This is a genomic window from Actinomadura sp. 6K520 (genome assembly GCF_004349245.1).
GTDB lineage: Bacteria > Actinomycetota > Actinomycetes > Streptosporangiales > Streptosporangiaceae > Spirillospora.
This window is the reverse complement of the sequence record NZ_SMLC01000147.1, coordinates 1-18,598: the sequence shown is the minus strand read 5'-3', so window position 1 is coordinate 18,598 and position 18,598 is coordinate 1. Positions and strand designations below refer to the sequence as shown.

At 72.2% G+C, this 18,598-nt stretch carries 19 protein-coding genes; 3 read left to right on the top strand and 16 right to left on the bottom strand.

Going from position 1 to position 18,598, the window contains the following annotated elements; genetic code table 11:
• Positions 1–12: 12 nt before the first annotated feature.
• The 5 genes from E1289_RS28835 to E1289_RS28815 form a co-directional block, all read right to left on the bottom strand.
• Positions 13–1,329, bottom strand: coding sequence for an ABC transporter substrate-binding protein (locus E1289_RS28835; RefSeq protein ID WP_131985718.1), 1,317 nt, complete (start codon positions 1,327–1,329; stop codon positions 13–15).
• 4 nt (positions 1,330–1,333) lie between these two features.
• Complete coding sequence (locus E1289_RS28830) at positions 1,334–2,407, bottom strand: branched-chain amino acid ABC transporter permease (protein ID WP_207929216.1); 1,074 nt, start codon at positions 2,405–2,407, stop codon at positions 1,334–1,336.
• 58 nt (positions 2,408–2,465) lie between these two features.
• Positions 2,466–3,347: a branched-chain amino acid ABC transporter permease gene (locus tag E1289_RS28825; protein ID WP_131985716.1), complete on the bottom strand. Its 882-nt coding sequence runs from the start codon at positions 3,345–3,347 to the stop codon at positions 2,466–2,468.
• Between the two features lie 2 nt (positions 3,348–3,349).
• Positions 3,350–4,153 (bottom strand): ABC transporter ATP-binding protein, encoded by an 804-nt coding sequence (locus E1289_RS28820; protein ID WP_243713216.1) that lies wholly within the window; start codon positions 4,151–4,153, stop codon positions 3,350–3,352.
• A 121-nt stretch (positions 4,154–4,274) separates the two neighbouring features.
• On the bottom strand, positions 4,275–5,033 hold the full coding sequence (locus tag E1289_RS28815; RefSeq protein ID WP_131985714.1) for an ABC transporter ATP-binding protein: 759 nt from the start codon (positions 5,031–5,033) through the stop codon (positions 4,275–4,277).
• Positions 5,034–5,252: 219 nt separating this feature from the next.
• On the opposite strand from E1289_RS28815, the gene E1289_RS28810 reads away from it, so the two are divergent.
• Both E1289_RS28810 and E1289_RS28805 read left to right on the top strand, forming a co-directional pair.
• Positions 5,253–6,611: a helix-turn-helix domain-containing protein gene (locus tag E1289_RS28810; protein WP_131985712.1), complete on the top strand. Its 1,359-nt coding sequence runs from the start codon at positions 5,253–5,255 to the stop codon at positions 6,609–6,611.
• Positions 6,598–8,154, top strand: a complete 1,557-nt coding sequence (locus E1289_RS28805) for a long-chain fatty acid--CoA ligase (RefSeq protein ID WP_131985710.1) — start codon at positions 6,598–6,600, stop codon at positions 8,152–8,154. The genes E1289_RS28810 and E1289_RS28805 overlap by 14 nt, the downstream gene beginning before the upstream one ends.
• Here E1289_RS28805 and E1289_RS28800 read toward each other — a convergent pair.
• Positions 8,149–8,814 (bottom strand): dienelactone hydrolase family protein, encoded by a 666-nt coding sequence (locus E1289_RS28800; protein ID WP_131985708.1) that lies wholly within the window; start codon positions 8,812–8,814, stop codon positions 8,149–8,151. The genes E1289_RS28805 and E1289_RS28800 overlap by 6 nt on opposite strands.
• Positions 8,815–8,990: 176 nt before the next feature.
• On the opposite strand from E1289_RS28800, the gene E1289_RS28795 reads away from it, so the two are divergent.
• Positions 8,991–10,172, top strand: coding sequence for a cytochrome P450 (locus tag E1289_RS28795; RefSeq protein ID WP_131985706.1), 1,182 nt, complete (start codon positions 8,991–8,993; stop codon positions 10,170–10,172).
• A gap of 38 nt (positions 10,173–10,210) precedes the next feature.
• Here E1289_RS28795 and E1289_RS28790 read toward each other — a convergent pair whose 3' ends face one another.
• The 10 genes from E1289_RS28790 to E1289_RS28750 all read right to left on the bottom strand — a co-directional run.
• Positions 10,211–11,011 carry an SAM-dependent methyltransferase gene (locus E1289_RS28790; RefSeq protein ID WP_131985704.1) on the bottom strand — a complete coding sequence of 267 codons (801 nt, stop codon included), beginning with the start codon at positions 11,009–11,011 and terminating at the stop codon, positions 10,211–10,213.
• A 276-nt stretch (positions 11,012–11,287) separates the two neighbouring features.
• Complete coding sequence (locus tag E1289_RS28785; protein WP_131985702.1) at positions 11,288–11,725, bottom strand: hypothetical protein; 438 nt, start codon at positions 11,723–11,725, stop codon at positions 11,288–11,290.
• 57 nt (positions 11,726–11,782) lie between these two features.
• The gene (locus E1289_RS28780) at positions 11,783–12,193 is read right to left on the bottom strand and encodes a PGPGW domain-containing protein (protein ID WP_131985700.1); all 411 of its coding nucleotides are present in this window, start codon (positions 12,191–12,193) and stop codon (positions 11,783–11,785) included.
• Positions 12,194–12,401: 208 nt separating this feature from the next.
• Positions 12,402–12,572: a hypothetical protein gene (locus tag E1289_RS38455; protein WP_165970648.1), complete on the bottom strand. Its 171-nt coding sequence runs from the start codon at positions 12,570–12,572 to the stop codon at positions 12,402–12,404.
• Between the two features lie 141 nt (positions 12,573–12,713).
• Positions 12,714–13,265, bottom strand: coding sequence for a dihydrofolate reductase family protein (locus E1289_RS28775; protein ID WP_131985697.1), 552 nt, complete (start codon positions 13,263–13,265; stop codon positions 12,714–12,716).
• Positions 13,266–13,342: 77 nt separating this feature from the next.
• Positions 13,343–14,044, bottom strand: a complete 702-nt coding sequence (locus tag E1289_RS28770; protein ID WP_131985695.1) for a helix-turn-helix domain-containing protein — start codon at positions 14,042–14,044, stop codon at positions 13,343–13,345.
• Between the two features lie 228 nt (positions 14,045–14,272).
• Positions 14,273–15,883 (bottom strand): cation acetate symporter, encoded by a 1,611-nt coding sequence (locus E1289_RS28765; protein WP_131985693.1) that lies wholly within the window; start codon positions 15,881–15,883, stop codon positions 14,273–14,275.
• Positions 15,880–16,242 (bottom strand): DUF485 domain-containing protein, encoded by a 363-nt coding sequence (locus E1289_RS28760; RefSeq protein WP_131985691.1) that lies wholly within the window; start codon positions 16,240–16,242, stop codon positions 15,880–15,882. The genes E1289_RS28765 and E1289_RS28760 overlap by 4 nt, the downstream gene beginning before the upstream one ends.
• 157 nt (positions 16,243–16,399) lie before the next feature.
• Positions 16,400–18,127 (bottom strand): cation acetate symporter, encoded by a 1,728-nt coding sequence (locus E1289_RS28755; protein WP_131985689.1) that lies wholly within the window; start codon positions 18,125–18,127, stop codon positions 16,400–16,402.
• Positions 18,128–18,171: 44 nt separating this feature from the next.
• Positions 18,172–18,598, bottom strand: a 427-nt coding sequence (locus E1289_RS28750; RefSeq protein ID WP_347813598.1) for a hypothetical protein, incomplete at its 5' end; no start/stop codon positions are given.

Genomic DNA, 18,598 nt, shown 5'->3' with positions numbered 1-18,598 from the left:
GGACGGGAGGGATCAGTCGCCGAGGGGGCCGAAGACCTCGCGGGTGTCGATGACCTCGCCGGTCAGCGTCCAGCGCTCGCCCTCGAACTTCATCATCTGCATGGCCTCGATCGGGAAGCCGTCATCGGGGCCGGTGGTCATCTTCACGCCGGGCAGCAGCATCGGCACCTCGACGTCCTTGAGGTTGCGCATCGAGTCGCGCAGGCCCTCGCGGGTCTTGCACTCGGCGGCCTCCAGCGTCTTGTGGAAGCTGCTCGCCACCGCCCAGCCGAACGCGTGGTACGGGACGGCCGGGTCGGCGCCCGGCGAGTACTGCTTCATCTTCTCCTGGTAGAGCTTCATCTCGGCGTCGTCCGCCCACTGCGGGTCGTTCGGGTCCTTGTAGTACGTGGAGGACACGACGCCCTGCACGTTCTTGAACCCGACCGGCTCCAGCACCGTGACGGACGCGGCGACGTTGTTCAGGATGTGCAGCGGGTTCCAGTCCGTGATCTTGGCGTCCGCGGCCAGCGCCTGCGAGCCGAACTTCGGCGTCGTGACGTTGAGGAACACGTCGGCGCCCGAACCCGCGAGGTCGCGCATCTGCGCCTCCACGCTCGGGTCGGTGACCTCGTAGCTCTCCTCCTGGACGATCTTGATCTCGCTGCCCTCGATCGCCTTCTTGAAGCCGTCCAGCAGGTCCTTGCCGAAGTCGTCGTTCTGGAACAGGATCGCGACCTTCGCCTTCGGCTTCTCCTCCTTGAGGTGCTGGGCGTACACCCGGGCCTCGGAGACGTAGTTGGGCTGCCAGCCGATCGTCCACGGGTGCTTGTCGTCGGTGCCCCACTTGCTGGCGCCGGTGGCCACGAACACCTGCGGCACCTTCCGCTGGTTGGCGTAGTCCCAGGTCGCCGTCGTGGACGGGGTGCCGAGCGTCTGGAACAGCGCGAACACCTGCTCCTGCTCGACCAGCCGGCGCGCCTCCTCCACGGCCTTCGGCGGCTGGTAGCCGTCGTCGCGGACGACGAACTCCACCTGGCGGCCGTCGACGCCGCCCTTCTCCTTGTTGACGTAGTCGAAGTACGCCTTGATGCCCTTCGGAATGGCGCCGTACGCGGAGGCCGGGCCGGACAGCGGGTAGATGCCGCCGAGCTTCAGCGTGGAGTCGGTGATGCCGGTCGTCTGCTGCCCCTCGCACGCGCCGGTGGCGGTGCCGCCGTCGTCGCCGTCGTCCCGTCCGCCGCAGGCCGCCGCGGTGGTCGCCGCCAGCAGCACGGCCGCCGACACCGCCGTCCCCCGCCGCAGCCTGCCGCCGTTCCCTGATCGGCCGCTTCCCAATGGTCGACGCATGGCCTTACCCCTTCCGGAGGATCCTGTTAGAGCGGGTCTTGTTGAACCAGTGCGCGGCACGCCCCGCCAGCCCGGCGAGCCCGGTCGGGGCGACGTACATCACCGCGATGATCAGCAGCCCGAAGATGACCCCCGGCGCCGCCTTGTTGATGTCCTGGGACCAGCTCGGCACGAACATCACGAACAGTCCGCCGAGCAGCGGCCCCCACGTCGACCCCAGCCCGCCGACCACGATCCCGGCCAGCAGCGTGATCGAGAGGTTGACGGTGAACGAGTCGGGGGACACGAACCCGATCGTCCACGTGTAGAGGCAGCCCGCCGCGCCCGCGAGCATCGAGCTCCACGCGAACGCGCGCCGCTTGTAGGAGGCGGGCCGCACGCCCATGACCTCCGCCGCCGTCTCGTTGTCGCGGACGGAGTGCATCGCCCGGCCGACCCGGGAGCGCAGCAGGAAGTGCACCACCAGGAACGCCAGGACCGTCCCGGCCAGCGCCAGGAAGTACAGCCACTGGTCCTGGGCGAGGCCCGTCCACCCGGGCGGCTCCGGCTTCTCCAGCGTCAGCCCCATCGAGCCGCCGGTCACCGACTCGAACCGCTTGAGCAGCGGGACGAGGAAGATCGCTATCGCGAGCGTCACCAGCGCCAGGTACAGCCCGCGCAGCCGCGTCGCGGGCACCCCGAACGCGAACCCGAGCACGAACGCCGCGGCGGCCGCGAGCGGGAACGTCAGCGGATACGGCAGGTCCCAGTGGTACATCATGACGGCCGTCCCGTACGCGCCGACCGCGAAGAACGCCCCGTGCCCCAGGGAGATCTGCCCGGCGTGGCCGACCAGCAGGTTCAGCCCGACCAGCGCGACCGCGTAGACCATCACCATCGTGAGCTGGAAGACCCGGAACGGCACCAGCTGGAACGGCGCCGCCACCGCCAGCAGCAGCAGCGCCCCGAGCGCGAGCATCCGCCAGTTCCGCACGGCGAACCCCGCGATTCCCTGCGACGACGCGCCGGGCGTTCCGCCGGCGGTCTCGACGGCCCCCGGGGCTTCCGTGGTGTCCGTGGTGTCCGTGGACTCGCTCATGCTGTGACCCCCGCTCGCCTCCGGGACGCCCTCCGGCGCCGCCTTCCCTCCAGCTCGCTCATGCGCGCTCCACCGCCGCTCGTCCGAACAGGCCCTGGGGGCGCAACAGGAGGACGCCGAGGATGATGGCCAGCGGGACGCCGACCTTCAGGTCGGAGCCGATGAAGTCGACGTAGGAGCCGGCCAGGGTCTCGGCCACGCCGACGATCAGGCCGCCGGCCACGGCGCCCAGCGGGCTGTCGAAGCCGCCGAGGGTGGCCGCGGCGAACGCGTAGATCAGGACGCCGCCCATCATGTTGGGCTCCAGGAACAGCAGCGGCGCGACGAGGACCCCCGACACGGCGCCGACCAGGGCCGCGAGGCCCCAGCCCAGCGCCAGCGTCCAGCCGACCCGGATGCCGACCAGCCGCGCCGACTCGGGGTTCGCCGCCACCGCGCGCATCCCGAGGCCGATCTTCGTGTAGCGGAACATCAGGTACAGCAGGCCCATCACGCCGCCCACCACGGCGAGGACGCCGAGCGTGGAGTAGGCGAGGCTGACGCCGCCGGCCTGGAGCGCGCCGCCCGGGAACGGGTTCGGGAAGTCCTTGATCAGGAACGTCCAGATCCAGCCGGCCGCGGCGTTGACGAAGATGAACAGGCCGACGGTCACGATCACGAGGGTCAGCTCGGGCGCCCCCTCGACCGGCCGGATGATCACCCGTTCGATCAGCATGCCGCCGACGAACGAGATCGCCAGCGTCAGCACGAGCGCGAGCCAGAACGGCAGGCCCGCGTCGATGAACGTCCAGGCGATGTAGGTCGCGAACATGGCCAGCTCGCCCTGCGCGAAGTTGACGATGCCGGTGAACTGGTAGATCAGCACGAGCGCGAGGGCCAGGCTCGCGTAGATCGCGCCGGCGCCGAGGCCCCCGACGAACTGCTGCACGAAGTCGGCCATGGCTAGATCCGGTATCCGAGGTAGGACTGGGCGACCTGCTCGTCGGCCCTGATCTCGCCCGCCGACCCCGACAGCACGATCCGGCCGCTCTCCAGGACGTGCGCCTGGCCGGCGATGTCCAGGGCGAGATGGGCGTTCTGTTCCACGACGACCACGGTGGTCCGCTCCTCCTGGTTGATCGATCGGACGATGCCGAACAGCTCCCTGGTCACCATGGGGGCCAGGCCGAGAGACGGCTCGTCCAGCAGCAGGAGCCGGGGCCGCGACATCAGCGCCCGCCCGATCGCGAGCATCTGCTGCTCGCCGCCGCTGAGGCTGCCCGCCGCCTGCCTGACCCGCTCCTTCAGCACCGGGAAGTAGCCGTACACCCGGTCCAGGTCGGCCTGGACCTCGGCCCGGTTCCGCCGCGCGTACGCGCCGAGCCGCAGGTTCTCCTCGACCGTCAGCGGCATGAACGTGCCGCGCCCCTCGGGGACGTGCGCCACCCCGCGCCGCGCGACGGCGTCCGGCGCGCGTCCCGACAGCGCTGTCCCGCCGAGCCGGACGGAGCCGCGCCCGCGGACCATCCCGCACAGGGCCCGCAGCAGCGTCGTCTTGCCCGCGCCGTTCGGCCCGAGGATCGCGCAGATCTCGCCCTCGCCGACCCGCAGGCTCACCCCGTGCAGCACCCGCACGGCGCCGTAGCCGGCATGCAGGTCGTCCACCACCAGGAAGCCCCGGTCGCCGCCCCCTGCCTCTGCCACGCTCTGCTCCTCGCCCATGCTGCGGTCCCCGCTCGCCTCCGGGGCGCTCTCCGGCTCGCTCATGCAGTGCCCCCCACTCGCCTCCGGGGCGCTCTCCGGCGCCGCCTTCCCTCGTCGCTCCGGTCGCTCGTCCCTCGCTCCCTGCACTCCTCAGTCCAGGCGACGCCGCGCCCCTCCGGCTCGCTCATGCCGCGGTCCCCAGGTAGGCCTCGATGACGGCGGGATCGCGCTGGACGTCCTCGGGCGAGCCCTCGGCGATCTTCTTGCCGAAGTCCAGGCAGATGACCCGGTCGCAGGTGCCCATCACGAACCCCATGTGGTGCTCGACGACGATCACGGTGACGTCGAAGTCGGTGCGGATCGACTGGAGCCAGCCGGCGAACTCGTCGATCTCGCCGTGGCTGAGGCCGTTGACGGGCTCGTCCAGCAGGAGCAGCCGCGGGCGGGCGGCCAGGGCGCGGGCCAGCTCGACCCGTTTGAGGGTGCCGAACGGGAGCCCGGCGGCGGGGTGCGCGGCGACGTCGGACAGCTCCAGCCGCTTGAGCAGCTCGTCGGCCTCGCCGCGCAGCCTGCGCTCCTCGCTCCGGACGGACGGCAGCCGCAGGCTCGCGCTGACGAACCCGGCCCGGCCGTGGTGGTGCGCGCCGACCATGACGTTGTCCCGCACGGACATCCGCGGGAAGAGCCCGAGGTTCTGGAAGGTGCGGGCGATGCCGAGCGCCGCGATCGCGTGCGGGGGCACGGCGAGCAGGTCCCGGCCCTCGTAGGTGACGCCGCCCGCGTCCGCGTCGTAGCGGCGGGTCAGGCAGTTGAACAGGGTGGTCTTGCCGGCGCCGTTCGGTCCGATCAGCCCGACCATTTCGCCGCCGCGCACTTCGAAGCCGACACCCCCCAGTGCGGTGATGCCGCCGAAGCGGACGGTAAGATCGTGAACCTCCAGCATCCGGCCTCCTGAGCGCGGGGTGCGTCGATGGCGCCGCGGGCGGTCACCACAGAACGGTGTTCTGGAGCAGGGGTCCTCACCGTAAAATCCGCCGCTCAGACCGCACATTGGGCACGGGCACCCAAGATGTGACCTGGGTATTGTCCGCACCGCACAGCGTCCGTCTCGGACGTGTTACGGACCGTTGACGCTGGGGGGATAGCCAGCAATCATCCGGACATGTCCGCTGCATTCAGCACGGGAACGCTCAGCGATACGGAGAGACTCCGTACCGAACGCGCACGGATACTCGCCGAGCTGCTCGACGCAGTCGACGAACTGGCGGACAGGGCCGTCGAGACCATGCGGAGGGAGATCCCCGCCTACGAGGCGCGGGGCCCCGAGTTCCGCGCCGATGTGCGGGAACAGGTGGGACGGCACTACCGCACCAAGCTCGCCGTGCTCATGGAGGAGCGCACGGTCACCTTCGAGGACATCGCCTTCACTCGGCGCGCGTCGATGCGCCGCGCCCAGTCCGGGTTCGACCTGGCCGACTACATCAACGCCTTCCGGGTCGGGCAGCAGGTCTTCTGGGAGGCCGTGGTCGAGCACGCCGGCCGCTCGTACGCCGGGCACGAGGCGGCGCTGACGATGGCGTCCCCGCTGATGCGCTACTGCGACTTCGCCAGCACCCACGCCGCCAACGCGTACGCGGAGTTCCAGCGGTACGCCGCCGCGGAGACCGTCCGGGAGAGCCGCGACCTGGTGGAGCTGCTGCTCGGCGGCGAGGCCCCCACCCGCGGGCCGCAGCTCGCGACCGCGCACGCGCACGGCCTGAACCCCGACTCGCGCGCCCCGCTGGTCGTGGTGGCCGCCGTGCTGGTCGGGGCGGACGTCAAGGCGGACGCCCGGCACGCCGCGTGCGCGGCGATCGCCCGGTCCGGGATCACCAAGCACCGCACGCTCGCGGTCGTCCGGCAGTCGGAGATCGTGGCCGTGCCTTCGCTCGGCCCCGGCGGCGACCCGGAGCGGCTGTGCGACCGGCTCCAGTCCGTCCAGGAGAACCTCCTCGCCGAGGGCATCGTGCTGGCGATGGGCATCAGCACCGTGGTCGAGGGCATGGCGCAGATCCCGCGCGCCTACCAGGAGGCGCGGGGCGTGCTGGAGTACCTGCCCGAGGACGGCGGCGTCGCGGCGCTGCCGCGGATCTCCCCGTTCGAGTACATGGCGCTGCGCGCCGACGACACCGCCCGGCACCTGGTCGACCCCCGGGTCAGCGACCTGCTCGCGGAGGACCGGATGCGGGGCGGCGTGCTGACCGCGACGATCCGCGCGTTCGCCGCCGCGGACCTCAACCTGCGCGCCGCCGCCGAGCGGCTGCAGATCCACCACAACACCGCCCAGTACCGGCTCCGCCGCATCCAGGAGCGGACCGGGCGCAACCTCCGGCACTTCACCGACCTCGTGGATCTGCTGGTCGCCATCGCCCTCCAGGACGTGTTGCCACCGGCCACCAATCCCGGGCGGAAAAGACTGGTCTCCGCGACCAATGAGACGGACGGGACCGCCGACGTACCGTCGGCCCATGAACCTCGCTGAGCGGCTCCGCGCCGCCGCCGAACGGCTCGGCGGGCGGACGGTTCTCACGCTTGACCGGGAGGAGCTCAGCTACCGGGCGCTGGAGGTGCTCAGCGCGCGGATGGGTGTGCTGCTGCGGCGGCGCGGGATCCGGCCCGGCGACCGGGTCGCGGTGATGCTCCCGAATGTGCCCGAGTTCGCCGTCGTCTACTACGGGGCCCTGCGGATCGGGGCGGTGGTCGTCCCCCTCGATCCGCTGCTGAAGCGGCGGGAGATCGCCGCCTACCTCGACGACAGCGGGGCGCGGCTCGTGATCGCGTGGCACGCGTACGCCGAGACCGTGGAGGCGGGGACGGCCGGCACGCGCGCCGACTACATGTTCGTGGTGCCCGGCGAGTTCCGCCGGCTGCTGCGCAGGATGCCGCCCGACCACGACGCCGCCGTCCGGGCCGCGGACGACACCGCGGTGATCCTCTACAGCGCCGGGACGACGGGACGGGCCAAGGGCATCGAGCTGACCCACGCCAACCTCGGCAGCAACGCCGAGACGGTGGCGCGGATGCTCGCGCTCGGGGTGGACGACGTCGTCCTCGGGGCGCTGCCGCTGTACCACGCGTTCGGCCAGACCTGCGCGCTCAACGCCACGATCTACGCGGGCGGCCGGCTCACCCTGCTCCCCCGGTTCGAGGCGGGACGGGCGCTGGAGGTCATGCGGCGGGACGGCGTGACGGTGTTCCACGGCGTCCCGGCGATGTACATCGCGCTGCTCGACCAGCCGGGCGTGTCCGACCTGTCGCTGCTGCGGGTCTGCGTGTCCGGCGGCGCGGCGCTGCCGCTGGACGTGCAGCGCGCCTACGAGACGCGGTACGGCTGCCCGATCATCGAGGGCTACGGGCTGTCGGAGACCTCCCCGCTGTCCGCGTCCAACCGGGGCGGCGCCGGCCGGCGGCAGGGGTCGATCGGCCGGCCGGTCCGCGAGGTGGAGATGCGGGTGGTCGGCGACGACGGCCGCGAGCTGCCGCGCGGCGAGATCGGGGAGATCATCGTGCGCGGGCCCAACGTGATGAAGGGGTACTGGAACAACCCGGAGGCGACCGCGGAGGCGGTCCGCGACGGCTGGTTCCACACCGGCGACCTGGGCCGCGAGGACGACGACGGGTTCTTCTTCCTCGTCGACCGCCGCCGCGACGTGATCATCCGGGCGGGCTACACGGTGTACCCGCGGGAGGTCGAGGAGGTCCTGTACGAGCATCCCGCGGTGCGCCAGGCCGCCGTCGTCGGTTTCCCGCACCCGGAGGTGGGCGAGGAGATCGCGGCGGTGGTGGTGCTGCGCGCCCCGGCGAGCGCGGACGACCTGCGCCGCTGGGTGCGGGAGCGGGTCGCCGCGTACAAGTACCCGCGGCGGGTCCGGTTCGTGGACGAGCTGCCGACCAGCCCCACCGGCAAGATCCTCAAACGCGCCCTCGGCCTGCGGTTCGCCGTACCGGACGCCGGGTCGCCGGGCACCGGGTCGCCGGACGGGGCCCGCGCCCCCCTCGCCCCGGCCCGCGACCAGCCGTCATGACACCGCGGCGCGCTGGTTCAGGTACCGGTCGAACCACCGGGCGGCCATGGCCGTCACCTGCTCCAGCGTGCCGGGCTCCTCGAACAGGTGCGAGGCGTGCGGGACGATCTCCAGCCGGTGCTCGGCGGCGTGCATCCGGCCCGCCGCGTCGTCGTTGAGCCGCAGCACCTGCGGGTCCCGGGCGCCGACGATGAGCAGCACCGGTGCGCCGACTCGTTCGAGCGCGTCCCCGGCCAGGTCGGGGCGGCCGCCGCGGGACACGACGGCCGCGACGCGTCCGGGGCGTTCGGCCGCCGCGGCCAGCGCCGCGGCGGCGCCGGTGCTCGCGCCGAACAGCCCGACCGGGTAGCCGGCCGTCGGCGGCGCGGCGGCGAGCCAGTCGATCGCCCCCACCAGCCGCCCGGTGAGCAGGCCGATGTCGAAGCGCAGCTCGGCGGTGCCGGCGTCGAGCTCGCCCTCCCGCGCGGTGAGGAGGTCGATCAGCAGCGTTCCGATGCCCGCGTCGTTGAGGCCGGCGGCGACGGCCCGGTTCCGCGGGCTGTGCCGGGAGCTTCCGCTGCCGTGCGCGAACAGCACCACGCCGGACGGCCCGTCCGGCAGCGTCAGATCGCCCGGCAGCGACGCGTCCGCGAGATCGATGGTGACCTGGGCAATGTTCATGACGCGGGGCGTACCCCGCCCCCGGGTCCCCATGCCGCGGCCGGCCCGCCGCGGCCGGCCCGCCGCGCCCGCGGAGCCGAGCGCGGTGACCGCTATCGGTCCCGGACGATCATGACCGGGCCGCGTGGGGACAAATAGGGAGAACCTGGGCATCCCAGGCGGCAGGGAGGCCGGAGATGGGCGTGACGTTCAATCCCTACGACTTTCACGAGGTCGACGCGGACCCGTATCCGGTGTACGCGCGGCTGCGCGAGGAGGCGCCGGTCTACCGCGACGAGGAACTGGATTTCTGGGCGCTGTCCCGGCACGCCGACGTGGTCGCCGCGTTCCGCGACCCGGTCCGGTTCTCCAGTGCCAACGGGCCGCTGCTGGAACAGCGGGTCTGGGGGCCGCAGGCGCGCGAGGCCATGTCGTTCATCGCGATGGACCCGCCCGAGCACACCCGGATGCGCCGGCTGGTCTCCCGCGCGTTCACGCCCCGGCGGATCGCGGAACTGGCCGACGGCGTCCGCGAGATCGCCCGGCGGCACGTGTCGGCGGCGCTGGAGCGCGGCGGGTTCGACCTGATCGGCGACATCGCCGCGCCGCTGCCCACCGACGTCATCTCCGAGCTGGCCGGCGTCCCGGAGGCCGACCGCGCCGAGCTGCGCCGGCTCGGCGACGCCGCGCTGCACCGGGAGCCGGGGACGCAGGAGATCAGCCGGGAGGGCGCCACCGCCGTCCTGGAGCTCGTCGGGCACTTCGCGGAACTCGTGGCCGACCGGCGCCGCCGGCGGCGCGACGACCTCACGTCCGCGCTGCTCGACGCCGCCGTGGACGAGGACCCGCTGACCGACGCGGAGATCATCGCGTTCCTGCACCTGCTGGTCGGGGCGGGGAACGAGACGACCACGAACCTCATCGGCAACGCCGTCTACTGGGCGTGGCGGCACCCGGCGCAGCGCGCCACGGCGTTCGGGGGCCGGATCGCCGAGTGGGTCGAGGAGACGCAGCGCTACGACACCGCCGCCCCGACCCAGCTGCGCACCCTCACCGAGGACGTCGAGCTGCACGGGACCCGGCTGCCGGGCGGCGCCCGGGTCATGCTGCTGCCCGGCGCGGCCAACCGGGACCCGCGGGTGTTCGACCGGCCGGAGGAGTACGACCTCGACCGGGACACCCGCGAGATGGTGAGTTTCGGCAGCGGCCCGCACTTCTGCCTCGGCGCCGCGCTGGCCCGCCTCGAAGCGCGGGCCGTGCTGGCGGAGCTGGTGGAGCGGGTGGCCGATTTCGACCTGGACCCCGCGGCCGGATCGCGCCGCCGGTCCATCTACATCCGCGGATTCGCGTCCCTGCCCATGACGGTCACCACCCGCTGAGCGGCCCGCCACCCGGCCGGGTGCCCGAGCGCCGCCGGTCAGGGCTTGCGGGCCACCGCGCCGAGCCAGACGTTCCGCAGGTCCTCGCGGATGCCCGAGGGGTTCGGCGCGTGCCATTCCGAAATGCACGCCAGACCCGGATCGACCGGTTCCAGGCCGTCGACGAACCGTTCGATGTCACGACGGGTCCGCGGATGCATCGGGGCGTTGCTTTTCGCGAACACGTTCATTCCCGTGCGGTTGTCCTCGGGCCGCGTCCGGCGCACCTTCTCGTCGGTGATATGGGAGATGACCAGATGGCTGCCGGGGCACATGGCGTCGGTGAGCACCTGCACCGCCGCGTGCGGGTCGTCGTCGTCAGGAATGAAATGCAGGACGCCCGTGACGAGCACGCACAGCGGCTCGTCGAAGTCGATCAGGCGGCGGGTCTCCGGGTGCGCCAGGATGCGTTCCGGCCGCCGCAGGTCCTCCGCGACGACCGCGACCGCGCCGGGATCGTCCGCCAGCAGCGCGCGGGCGTGGGCGCAGACGGTCGGGTCGTTGTCGACGTACACCACGCGCGAGCCCGGCGCGTGCCGGTGGGCGATCTGGTGGACGTTGTCCATGGTGGGGAGGCCGGTGCCGACGTCGAGGAACTGGCGTATCCCGAGCCCGGCCACCAGCCGCACTGCCCGCCCGATGTACTCGCGGTGGTGGCGCGCGTACCGGGGGGACAGCGGCTCCACCTCGGTCAGCCGGGCGGCGGCCTCCCGGTCGGCGGCGAAATTGTCCTTGCCACCGAGCATGGCGTCATAGATTCGAGCGATGTTGGGGACGCTGGTATCCAAGTTGAGGTGCACGCAGTCTCCGTGATCCCGGAAGGGGAACGTCACAGTATCCCCAGCCGGAACACCGCTCCACCAGAATACCGAAACGGCTCTTTCCGGCCCGTGTATTCGCGCGGGAACACACGGTGAACGCACGGCCGTCCCGGCTCCCCTGACCGAGCCGGGACAGCCGCGGGAACGTCCACCGCCCCCGAGGCGGACGCCACGCTGAATGCAGACACCGTCGAATGCAGGCACTGCCAAATGCGGGCACTGCCAATTGCAGGCATCCGTCAGAAACGGGCGCCGTCAGGAGTAGACGTTGTCGGCCTCGTGTTCGCGCTCCCGCGACCGCCGCACGGTGAAGAAGCCGATCAGCGCGGCGATGGCGGCGACGAGTTCACCGGCCAGGCTGATCGTCTTGTCCGCGTACCACGACGGGTCGTACATGCGCGGAATCGGCCCGAGCTGCCCGAAGTCGACGAAGTAGTAGAGCAGCACGGCGCCGGCCGCGCTCGCGGCGACCAGGAACGCCAGTGCGTACGTCCACCTCCGCGCCCACACCAGCACGAGAACAGCCGCGACCGCGGCCGCGATCGCCTGCGCGTAGAAGAGGTCGTCCCCGGCGATGGTGCCGCTCGGGGAGTTGGGTCCCGGCGCCATGTCAGGCGCGAAACGCCAGTGGATGACGGCGTCCGCCGCGAGTCCCGCGGCGACGAGGAGTCGAAGAACAATGCCCATACCCATGGCACGGCCATACCCGCCCCACGGATCAAAGCGCGGAAAAGTTTCTTCTGATTCGTCTCAACCGGACCGCCGGGCCCGGACCCGCTGGTGGCTCCAGCCCAGCAGGGCGAACAGGATGATGCCCGAGAGGATCAGTCCCAGGCCGGTGCTCCACCCGCTGAGCGGCAGCCGCTCCTCGACGATCCACAGCACGCCCGCGGCGAACAGCGCCAGGCCCGTGAGCACCGAGCCGGTGAGGCGCCACCACGAGGTCACGCTCTCCTCGGCCGCCTGGATCGCCCGCACCCGCACCGGCTCGACGAATCGCTCCACGGACGGGAGCGCGCGAGCGAGGATCAGCAGGCCCGACAGGACGAGCAGCATCCCCGGGCCGGGCAGGACCAGCAGCGCGACCCCCGTGAGCAGCACGCAGCCGCCGAGGACGGCCAGCGCCCCGCGCGTGGCGTGCCTGCCGTACCTGCGCCTCATACGCCCTCCCCCGTCGGCGTCCGCCGTCCGTACGGCGTACACGTTACCGACGCCGCCCGACCACAAAAAGATCTTGCACCCGCCGGAGGCGGCCAGCAATGGGGAGGAGCCCGGCGCCCGCAGAATCCCGCCACCCGCCGGACCGCGGCCGCGTCCCGCCCGCCGCCGCCGGACGGCGAGGCCGGGCACGGCGCGGTCCCCGGGACGCTCAGGCGGGGTATCGCGTGGCCTCGTCGACCTGCGCGCTCGCGGGATCCGCGATCACCTGCGGTTTGGGCGGGACCTCCTGCCCGGCCACCAGGTCCTCCAGGGGGACGCGCGGCGGCAGAGACCGCCACTGGTCCGCGGTGCTCTCCCGCCCCTGCCGATCATCGTTCATATGACCATCATGCGCGCCCCGGCGACATTTCGGTACCGGCGACCTTCGGATCAGACGAATTCCCCCCCCGCAAAGGGGGGCGGCCCCGCCCGGGGCTGTGGCGGGGCCGCGGGCCCGGCGCACCGCCGGTACGGCGGGTGATCAGGCCGACGGGACCCGGTAGCGGAGGAGCACGGTTCCGGTAGGGGTGGTCCGTGCCGAATCGAGTCGCAGCGCGCCGGCCTGTGCGCCCTCGAACAGGCGCCGGCCTTCGCCCGCCACGTACGGCGTCATGACCAGCCGCAGTTCGTCCGCGAGGCCCTGGGCCACGACCGACCGGGCCAGGCTGACGCTGCCATGGACGCCGATGTCGCCGCCCGAGCCTTCGCGGAGGGGCGCGAGCCGCTCCGCGAGAGGCGCCCGGGGGTCCCCGGCGAGGACCTCGGCCCCTCCCCATCGCGTCTCCAGGGGCCTGGAGGTGACCACGACCTTCCGCACGCCGTTGATGAAGCTCGCGAACGGCTCCTCGGTGGCGGTCGGCCAGTGGGCCGCCCATTCGTCGTAGCCCCGCCGGCCGAGCAGGACGGTGTCCTGGGCGCCGACGGTGTCCGCGAGTTCCTTCCTCATCACCTCGTCGAAGTCGTGGACGAACCGCGGGGGGTCTTCGATGACACCGTCCGCGGACATGAACAGGTACACAACGATCTTGCGCACGATAGCGGCCTTCCCGTCCGGGGACGGGCCTGAGCAGGCCCGTCCGACGGCTCGGGAGGCTACGCGGGCGGCCGAGATCACGTCTTGTACAGAAGTGACAGCGGCTCCGCCGGGCTCCGGTCGCCCAGCCGGCCGGCGGTCCGCCCGATGTAACGGGTCAACGACCGGGCCAGGTGCGGCTGGTCGAAGTATCCGAGCCGGTGGACCACCTCACCGGCCGGCACGCCGTCCCGGAGGAGGATCGCCGCCCGCCTCGCGCGGTCGATCCGCCGGACGGCGCCGCGGGTGAGCCCGGTCGACGCGACGAAACGCCGCTGGACGGTGCGTTCGGACACCTTCGGCGGCCGCCCGCCGAGCACCGCCGCGACGACCGGGTCGCGGACCAGGACCTCCTCGCGCACCATCCGCCGGACGAGCAGTTCGGCGTCGCCGTAGCCGGGGAGGCTCCAGGTGGAGCCCTTCAGCCAGAACGACCTGCGCGTCGTGTCGGGTATCTCCGCGAACCCGTCGACGAGCCGGTGGATCGGCAGGTGCGGCATCGACGTGCCGAGCGAGAAGGCGATGCCGAGGAACGCGGCGTCTTCGGGGACGGGCGCCGTACTCGCCCTGGACTCCGGTCCCTGGACGGCCGCATGGGTCCGGCCTGCCCGCTCCCAGAAGACGAGGTACCACCGTGAGGTCGCGACGGACGTCATCTGGTCGACGTCATGGCTGCGGCTCCGCCACACCCGCTCGATGTACGGCGAGTCGGACGGTCGAATCTCGAAGTCCAGCCCCATCCGGGTTCTCCTCGCTACGCGGGCACCGCCTGGACGGGAGTCTGGCACGCACCTCGCCGGGAGACGATCTCGTTCTTCCCGGGTTCGGCCTGGAAAAGGGGCGGCCCCGCCCCGGGGCGGGGGGCGGGGCCGCGGGCCGCGCGGGACCGGGCGACGGTCACCCGCGCGGCGGGTCCGGGTGGATCGCCCGTCCCCGGCGGCCCTGTGATCCGCCGGGAACGGGCGGGGTCAGTGCTCCGCCGCCTTCTCGGCGCCCGCACCGGTGAGGGAGCGGACCTCGATCTCGGAGTACTTCTCCGCGTTGTACTCCTTGCTGAGCACGGTGCCGACGAAGCCGCACAGGAAGCCGACCGGGATGGAGATGAGCCCCGGGTTGTTCAGCGGGAACCAGCTCCAGTCGGAGCCGGTGAACAGGGCCTTCTCGGAACCGGAGACGACCGGGGAGAAGATGACCAGGAACAGCGCCGAGCCGAGGCCGCCGTAGATGGCCGAGACGGCGCCCGCGGTGTTGAACCGCTTCCAGAACAGGCTGTAGAGGATCGCGGGCAGGTTGCCGGACGCGGCGACCGCGAACGCCAGGGCGACGAGGAACGCCACGTTGAGCCGCTGGGCGTAGATGCCGAGGACGATCGACACGGCGCCGATGACCAGGGCGGAGATGCGGGCGACGCGGACCTCGTCCCGCTCGGTGGCCTTGCCCTTGCGGAACACGTGGGCGTACAGGTCGTGGGCGAACGACGAGGAGGAGGCCAGGGTGAGGCCCGCCACGACCGCCAGGATGGTGGCGAACGCGACCGCGGCGATCACCGCCAGCAGGATCGTGCCGCCCGCGTCGCCGAAGATGATCTCTCCGATGCGTTCGGCGAGCTGCGGTGCGGCGGTGTTGCCGGCCGGGTTGACCTTGGCGATCTCCTCGCTGCCGACCAGGGCGGCGGCGCCGAAGCCGAGGACGAGGGTGAACAGGTAGAAGGTGCCGATGAGGCCGATGCCCCACATCACGGACTTGCGGGCGTCGCGGGCCGTCGGGACGGTGTAGAAGCGGATCAGGATGTGCGGCAGTCCCGCGGTGCCGAGGACGAGCGCGAGGCCGAGGCTGATCAGGTCGAGCTTGCCGGTGAGGCCCTGCTCCTCGGTGCCGTAGCGCAGCCCGGGCTCCAGGAACTTGTCGCCCTTGCCGCTCTGCTCGGCGGCGTCGTTCAGCAGGCTGGACAGGTTGAAGCCGAACTCGGTCAGCACCAGCAGCGTGACCAGCGCCGCGCCGGTCATCAGCAGCACGGCCTTGACGATCTGCACCCAGGTGGTGCCCTTCATCCCGCCGAACACCACGTAGACGATCATCAGGATGCCGACCAGCGCGATCGTGGCGCCCTTGGCGAACTCGCTGGTGAAGCCGAACAGCAGGGCGACCAGCGCGCCGGCCCCGACCATCTGCGCCAGCAGGTAGAAGATCGACACGGTGATGGTGGAGACGCCGGCGGCGGTGCGGACCGGGCGCGGGCTCATCCGGAACGCCAGCACGTCCGCCATCGTGAACCGGCCCGAGTTCCGCAGCAGCTCGGCGACCAGCAGCAGCGCCACGAGCCAGGCGACCAGGAACCCGATGGAGTACAGGAAGCCGTCATAGCCGTACAGGGCGATCAGCCCGGCGATGCCGAGGAAGGACGCGGCGGACATGTAGTCGCCGCCGATGGCCAGGCCGTTCTGCGGGCCGGAGAAGGAGCGGCCGCCGGCGTAGTAGTCCGTGGCGTTCTTGGTGTTGCGGCTCGCCCAGACGGTGATCGCCAGGGTGCCGGCGACGAAGGTGAGGAACAGCAGGATCGACAGGGTCTCGTTGCTCATCGGCCGTCCTCCGCGGTCCCGGCGCTCTGCGCCTCGTCCGCCTCGATGTCACCGCGGATCTTGTCGGCGAGCGGGTCGAGGCGGCGCCCGGCGTGCCGCGAGTACAGGTACGCGATACCGAACGTGGTGACGAACTGGAGCAACCCGAAGACGAGCGCGACGTTGATCGTGCCGAACAGCTCGGTGCCCATGAAGCCGCGCGCCCAGCCCGAAAGCACGACGTAGAGCAGGTACCAGGTGAGGAACGCGACGGTCATCGGAAATACGAATCTGCGGAATCTGCTGCGGAGTTCCTGGAACTCCGCGGTGCCCTGGAACCGTTGGTAAACGGTGCCGGAGGCGTTCTTATCGATGGACACGACCGCCCCTCCTCTGTTGTGACGCCGGTCACGCGCCACCGTATGGACGTCTCCCGGGACGATCGAGGGGACAGGCGCGGGGCTGCGGTCAGTCGCCGTTCATCGTCGGCGGTCTGCGGGCTTCGTCGGTGAACGGTTCATCTGGCGCGACGAACGGTCACACCCGTTTCGGTCGCCACGTCCCGCGGTCGACGGCCAGCGACTCCGGAGTGTGCAGGCGCACCATCATCCGCGCGACGCCGCGCGGCACCCGGCCCGGCGTGCACAGCGACACGATGATCATGGTGGCGAACGCGATCGGGACGGTCCACGCGGCCGGTTCGGCGAGCAGCGCGCCCGCGAACCCCTCCGGCGGCCCGGCGGCGATCGTCACGATCACCGCGGTGCCCGCCAGGACCCCGCCGGCGATGAGGCCGGCGAGCGCGCCCGGGACGGTCAGCCGCCGCCACCAGACGCCGAGGACGAGCAGCGGGCAGAACGTGGACGCCGCGACGGCGAACGCCAGCCCCACGACGTCGGCGACGGGCAGCGCGCGGGCCGCGATGGCCAGCGCCAGCGGGACGACGAGGGCGAGCAGCGTGCCGGCGCGGAACGAGCGCACCCCGCCGCGCAGGATGTCCTGCGCGATCACCCCGGCGACGGACACGGTGATCCCGGACGAGGTGGACAGGAACGCCGCGACCGCGCCGCCGGTCACCAGCGCGCCGAGCAGGTCGCCGCCGATCCCGCCGATGAGGCGGCCGGGCAGGGTGAGGACGACGGCGTCGGCCCGCCCGGTCATCAGCAGCTCGGGGGTGTAGAGGCGGCCGAGCGCCCCGTAGACGGCCGGGAGCAGGTAGAAGGCGCCGAGCAGCGACAGCACCAGCACGGTGGTGCGGCGCGCGGCCCGCCCGTCGGGGTTGGTGTAGAAGCGGACGAGGACGTGCGGGAGCCCCATCGTCCCGAGGAACGTGGCGAGGATCAGCGAGTACGTGGCGTAGAGGGAGTGGGGGTGGCCGTCCAGCGGCATCGCCCACTCGCGGTCGGTGGTGGCGGGCCTGTCGCTGACGTGCGGCACGTCGGCGCCGGACGGGAAGGTGACGGCCGTGTTCTGCGCGATGTGGTGCGGGCCGGGGGCCAGGGTGAGCGGGGCGCCCGCGTAGGTCTGGCCGTCCACCCGCCCGTCCACGATGACCTGGACGGGGTCGACGACGTCGACGGTGACGCCGAGGCTGACGGAGACGGTGGTGCGGTCGGCGAACCGCGGAGGCGTGTCCGCCGACAGGCCGGGCGCGCCGTCGTACCGCCAGGCCAGCAGCAGGAACACCAGCGGGACGGCGAGCGCGGTGAGCTTCATCCAGTACTGGAACGCCTGGACGAGGGTGACGCTGCGCATGCCGCCGACGAGGACGTTCACCGCGACGACGACGGCGACGAGGACACCGCCCGTCCACACCGGCGCGCCCGTCACCGTCCGCAGCACCAGCCCGGCGGACTGGAACTGGGGCAGCAGGTACAGCCAGCTGATCAGCACGACGAGGATGCTGGCGACGCGCCGCACCGCCATGGACTCCAGCCGCGCCTCGGCGAAGTCGGGCAGCGTGTACGCGCCGGAGCGGCGCAGCGGCGCCGACACGAGGACGAGCAGGATCAGGTAGCCGCCCGTCCAGCCGACGGGCAGCCACAGCATGTCGGCGCCGTAGGCGAGGATCAGTCCCGCGATGCCGAGGAACGACGCGGCCGACAGGTACTCGCCGCCGATCGCCGACGCGTTGCGCAGCGGCGTGACCGTGCGGGACGCCACGTAGAAGTCGGACGTGGTGCGGGAGATGCGCCCGATCACGCCGATGAGGATGGTGGCGACGACGACCAGCAGGACCCCGGCGAGCCCGTACGCGGTGTTCATGGCGCCTCGCTCATCGCGCCTCGCCGTTCATGGCGCATCGCCGTTCATGGCGCATCGTCGGGGGCGGGGGGCCGGTCGACGAGTTCGGCGAAGTCGTCCTCGTTGCGCTCGGCCTGCCGGACGTACCACCAGCCGCAGAGGACGAAGCCCGGGTAGATGAGCCCGCCGAGCACCACCCACGGCAGCGGGATGCCCAGCACGGTCTTCTCGCTGACCTCGGGGAACACCGCGAACAGCAGCGGCAGCCCGACCACCACCGCGGCCAGCACGAGGCACAGCCCCACCGCGAGCCGGAGCTGGGCCCGCAGCAGCGACCGCATGTAGGCCTCGCCGAGCCCGGTCTGCTCGTCGATCTCCCGGGTGACGGGGTAGCTGGGCCGGCGGACGGCACGGGTCCGCGGGCCGGTGACCAGCACCCGGCCCGGCGCGCTGCCGCGCGGCCGTTCACCGGGGCTCGGCGGGGCGGGGCCC